This window comes from Thermodesulfobacteriota bacterium, assembly GCA_040753795.1.
Taxonomy (GTDB): domain Bacteria; phylum Desulfobacterota; class Desulfobacteria; order Desulfobacterales; family Desulfosudaceae; genus JBFMDX01.
On the sequence record JBFMDX010000030.1, the window covers coordinates 1 to 5,397 of the forward strand.

Below are 5,397 nucleotides of genomic sequence, written 5' to 3' on the forward strand. Positions count from 1 at the left end.
CCTTCGGTACTTTACCCTATTAATATTGAAGGACCTACTTGAACCAAGAGGTGAAGTTGACAAACTGGCTGGCAAAACGAGGCCATTTATTTTTTTTCTCGCCAGTTTGCAACTTACCTCAGACGATCAAATTCGCAATGGCCATTGAGATTTAAGCGTACTTTTCCGTCCGGGTCCACCAGCAGAACATCTGCATAATGGTAGCATCTCCGGAATGTTTCAAATTTTTTCAGTATTTTTTCTTTGATGGCCTCGGTCGGCGTCATCAAAAAGTCTTCTATGTCCCGGATAAGACCGGCCCGGTCCATGGTGACCATGGCGTCACCGATCCGTTCCGCACGCCACTTGGCGATCTGATCGGCCTTAAGTCGCCCGATGGCCATCAGGTTTGCTTCAACCTGCCGGAGGTACTGCCGTTCCTGCACCTTGTAAAAATAACCGCCGGCGGCGATGATCACGATAACCACCGCCGTAAGCGCGATGATTACCCGCCGTAGTTCCTTTCGCACCTTCTGATTGTCCATGCCTCCCCCGATATCAATCCTTCAGCGTTTCTTTATGCCCTTACGGGCACACTACAAACGGTGCTTCACATTATCGATGCCCTTACGGGCACACTACAAACAAGGGCCTTTACATTAATGATGCCCTTACGGGCACACTACAAACAAAGCACAATCTCACGATGCGGGCACCACCCCGTTCGTAGTGACGCCGTCAGGCGTTCACAGCAGGGGCAACCCTCCGGCCTGACATTAATGATGCCCTTACGGGCACACTACCAACAGCGCCTGTCTCACGTTACAGGCACCACCCCGCTCGTAGTGACGCCGTCAGGCGTTAAAACGGCCGTCGCTTATGCACAACCTCGCCTTAATGATGCCCTTACGGGCACACTACGAACGTTTATCATTCCCAATTCTTCATTCCCTATTCTTCATTCCCTATTCTTCATTCCCAATTCTTCATTCCGCATTCCCGAGTGCCTCCCGAACTTTCATCGCCAGGTCATTCCGGGTAAACGGCTTCTGGATGAAATGTACGCCTGCTTCCAGAATGCCCCGATTGGCGATGACATCGGCTGTATATCCGGACATATACAACACCTTTATCCCGGGATGAGTGCCCCGCAGTTTTTCAGCCAGCTCCCTTCCATTCATTTCCGGCATGACCACGTCGGTTATCAACAGGTCGATAGTGCCCGCGTATTCTCCGGCCCTTTTCATGGCCTGTGCCGGTCCGGACGCCGCCAGCACGGTGTAGCCAAGACCGGACAGAATCTTTTCGGCAAGCCGCAGAACCGCCTTTTCATCCTCGACCACCAGCACGGTTTCACCCCGACCCTGATAAATTTCGGCCGGTACCCGGTCTTCGGCCGTCTTTGCTTCCCCCCGGTGCCGCGGCAGATAAATCTTAAATGTAGCGCCGAGACCCGGCTCGCTATACACATTGATGAAGCCGTTGTTCTGGCGGATAATGCCGTATACCGTGGCCAGTCCAAGGCCGGTACCGTGCCCAAGTCCCTTGGTGGTAAAAAAAGGTTCAAACAGCTTGTCCATGGCCTCCTTGTCCATGCCGCAGCCGTCATCGCTTACCGACAGCAGCACATAATCTCCAGGAACCAGATCGGACCGATCGGCGCAAGCATCTTCATCCAGGTGAACATTACCGGTTTCAATGACCACCTTGCCGTTACCGTCAATGGCATCCCGGGCGTTAACCAGGAGGTTGGCCAGAATCTGATCGATCTGGGACGAATCCATTATAATCGCCCATAAACCGGCGCCGGGTCGCCAGACAAGTTCGATATCCTCACCGATGAGGCGCCGCAACATTTTAAGCATGGCTTCCACGGTCTCGTTCAGATCGATCGCTTCCAGACGGATCGGCTGCATTCGGGCAAAAGCCAGCAACTGACGCGTGATATCGGAAGACCGCCGGGCTGCCTCATAAATCTCCGAAAAGTCTTCATGAAACGGATCATCCGGCGTCAAACCGTCCAGAGCAAGCGCCGCGTAACCCTGAATAACGTTGAGCATGTTATTGAAATCGTGGGCCACGCCACCGGCCAGACGGCCCACGGACTCCATCTTCTGGGCCTGGAGAAGCTGGGCGGAAAGCTTCTTCTGTTCGGAAATGTCTTCCGCCGCTCCCATAATGCCCACGATCTCCCCGTCGTCGTTGCGAATAGGGGCGGCGGACAGACGAATCGGAAAAGTGGATCCGTCTTTACGAAGACGGAACATCTCTTTGCCGACAAATCCCCGGCCGGCAGTGACTTGCTCTTTCAATGCCTCAAACTCTAAACGGTTTTCTTCCGATATAATTGGCAGCGGCCGACCCAGCACCTCTTCGGCCGTCCAGCCGAAAATCCGTTCGGCGGAAGCGTTCCAGCTGGAAACGTTGCCGGACAAATCGATACTGTAAAGAGCCATCGGCGAGCAGGAGATCATGGCCCGCATAAACATCTCCCGGTCACGCAGCGTCTCTTCCATGCGTTTAGAGTCGGTAATGTCCCGTGCCGTGGAAAGTCCGCCGATCACCCTGCCTCCCGTGTCCTTAAGCACACGACACCACCAGGCCAGCAGCCGTTCCCGGCCGTCTTGTCGCCGCTGCCAGCTTTCAACATAGATCACGTTTTCGTTTCCATTGAAAAGGGCATCTACCTTTTGGTATGTATCCTGTTCGCCGACGAAATAGGAAGCGGCGGTTTTACCGATCACATCCGATCCGAAAAACGCGTATCCGGCCGGGTTGGCCCAGGTATAAATTTTGTCGGCATCGACCTCCATGATAATATCCGGCGCCGCGTCGAGAATAGCCCGGTTTCTTTCGGATACCGCGGCCAGTTCAGCCGTGCGCTCGCCCACCTTTCTGCGCATGGTCCATGTCCATACCAGGTTGACCAGCAGGACCACAATCAAGGGAACAATGACGATGACAGCGTATTGCAAAACGGTCATCGCATCAATGGAATGATCCTGATAGACTCCCAGCCATTTATCATGAATGCGGCGGTATTCCGCGTTTTCGTCAATAATACGAAGGCCTTCACTCAACGAGGCCAGCAGGGCTTTATGCCCGGCGGGCACGGCATAGCAATAGTCAAAGGAAAAAAGCGGCTTCCGGCCCAGTTGCAGATTCGACCAGTTCCGTTTTTCAATCAGATTCAGGGCGCACACCCGGACCACGATGCCGCAATCCGCTTTTTTCTCCGCCAGAGACCGGAGCACATCCTCCTGGGTATCAACCAGGATGACTTGATCGATCGGCACCTCTTTTGCCATAAGATCAAGGACGACATCACCCCGTTGAACGGCGATCCGACGGTAACGGGCCAGGTCCTTGAGCGTGTCCGGGGGAGTTCTCTCTCCCCGGGGCAAGACGGTCACATATTGACTGACCGTGTGGGGCTGGGAAAAATCGAACATCAAGTCCCGTTCCGGTGAATAGAACATCCCCTGGACGGCGTCGATCTCTCCCTTCCGCAACGCCTCAAGGATTTCGTTCCAAACGCCCAGACGGAACTCGATATCAAGTCCGACGGCCCGGGCAATGGCCCGGGTCAGTTCCACGTTGTATCCCGCGGGACGGCCTTTTTCATCCAGGTATTCATAAGGCGGATAATTATGGTCGCCGCCGATGACGATACGACGGCCCGTTGGAAGCTCCAGGGCGGCAAACCATTTGGCATGAAGATGCCGGTAGGTGCCGTCGGCCATGACCAGGGCCAGGCCCTCGTTGAGCAGGGCCAGGGTCTCCCGGTCCCCCTCCCGAACGGCAAAACAGAAATCCTGGCGGAAACCCTCGACAGGTTGATTAATGATACGCAGATTAGTCAGGCCGGTTTTCTGAAGAAGGCGCAGGGCCACCAGCCGCTGAATCACCACGGCGTCAAAGCGGCCCCGTGAAAGTTCGCGCAAGGCCTCCTCAAAGGAGACCGTGGTATGGATGTCAACTCCACGGTCCTCCCTTCTCAAAAACTCTTCGGCGTTGTCGCCCTTCATCACGGCCACGGACCGGTCGCGCAAATCGTCCAATACATGGATATCGGTAGTCCCCTCCCGCACAACGATAGCGCCGTGAAGGGTCATATAGGGAAAAGTGAAATCAAAAATGTTTTCCCGCTCGGGTGTCCGGCCGACCAGCGGCAGGGCCTGGATCTCACCGGTTTCCAGCCATGCCCGCACCTGATCCCAGGGCCCGATCCGGAAGGCCGCTTTATGGCCCATGGCCCCGAGAGCCGCCTGCATCAGTTCCACGGAAAAACCGCCGGCTTTACCCTGCTCGTCGACAAGGCTGAAAGGCGGGTAGTCGAACTCCGCGGCGGAAGTGATGAACGCTGGATTATCTTCAACGGCTTCGGATGATCCGGCAAAAGCCAACAGCAATAGTGTCATGGACACCAGGCAGAACCTGGGAAAAACACGCCGGTTTTTTTCAAAAATGAACAAACCGTATCGCATGGATATTTTCATCCGTTGCCTCGGGAATGATGCCCTTACGGGCACACTACGAACCCGCTCGTAGTGACGCCGTCAGGCGTTAAACCTAATCATCCCACCCTTTCCCGTAATCATTAACCGGATACCGACGCCACCACCGTATTAATTCATCACGGCCACAGGTTTCCATATAATCATGCAGGCTGCTCCAGGGCCAATCCGTTGCTTTTTGGACATATCCATGCTTCGCGGGATTAGCGTGAATATAATTCAAGGTCGCGTAATAATGATTTTCCGAACGCATCCGACGGTCCATAAAACGAAACCAGACTTTGCGCTCCGGAGTCTTATCTTCACGATTCCACTGCGTGGACTTTCCATTATGCAGACGCCCCAGCCATGGCCTTAAAAGATCCAAATCAGTTTTGACCAGAATATGATAATGGTTGGGTTGAATCACCCAGGCAATCGGCTGGAGGTTAAGCTCCTTATCAATACCGGTCACCAACGCATCGTAGAATTCAGACAGGCGCTCGGGTTGTTCAAGAATAGGCCGATGATCAAAACAAGCCGCGGTTATGAGAAAGGCATGCGATTCGCCGCCATAATGAGGTGGCGAGTGCCAGGGCAACCCCCGCTTTTTCCTGCCGACAAGAATTTGCTCTCGTTGTTCAGGTGTCAGGCGGCGATAATCATACATGGCGATTCTTCTCATTTTCTTATGCCCTTACGGGCACACTACGAACAACGCACGCTCACGTTACGGGTATCACCTGTTTGTAGTGACGCCGTCAGGCGTTTACAGCAGGGGTAACCCTCCTGACTGCCGTTAATAATGCCCTTACGGGCACACTACGAACGGAGCCTGTCTCGCATTAATGATGCCCTTACGGGCACACTACGAACGGAGCCTGTCTCGCATTAATGATGCCCTTACGGGCACACTACGAAC

At 54.3% G+C, this 5,397-nt stretch carries 3 protein-coding genes; all 3 read right to left on the reverse strand.

Annotation, left to right across the window (positions count from 1 at the left end):
* Positions 1-113 precede the first annotated feature (113 nt).
* A complete protein-coding gene (locus AB1724_19700) occupies positions 114-524 on the reverse strand; it encodes a hypothetical protein (protein MEW6080042.1) in 411 nt (136 codons plus the stop codon).
* A 441-nt stretch (positions 525-965) separates the two neighbouring features.
* Complete coding sequence (locus AB1724_19705; GenBank protein ID MEW6080043.1) at positions 966-4,478, reverse strand: transporter substrate-binding domain-containing protein; 3,513 nt, start codon at positions 4,476-4,478, stop codon at positions 966-968.
* Positions 4,479-4,551: 73 nt separating this feature from the next.
* Entirely contained in the window at positions 4,552-5,160 is a 609-nt protein-coding gene (locus AB1724_19710) for a transposase (protein ID MEW6080044.1), read from the reverse strand.
* Positions 5,161-5,397 lie beyond the last annotated feature (237 nt).

Bases quoted from the DNA above. Each gene is read 5' to 3' on its own strand.
- AB1724_19700 (MEW6080042.1), bottom strand. From the start codon at position 524: ATGGACAATCAGAAGGTGCGAAAGGAACTACGGCGGGTAATCATCGCG.
- AB1724_19705 (MEW6080043.1), bottom strand. From the start codon at position 4,478: ATGAAAATATCCATGCGATACGGTTTGTTCATTTTTGAAAAAAACCGG.
- AB1724_19710 (MEW6080044.1), bottom strand. From the start codon at position 5,160: ATGAGAAGAATCGCCATGTATGATTATCGCCGCCTGACACCTGAACAA.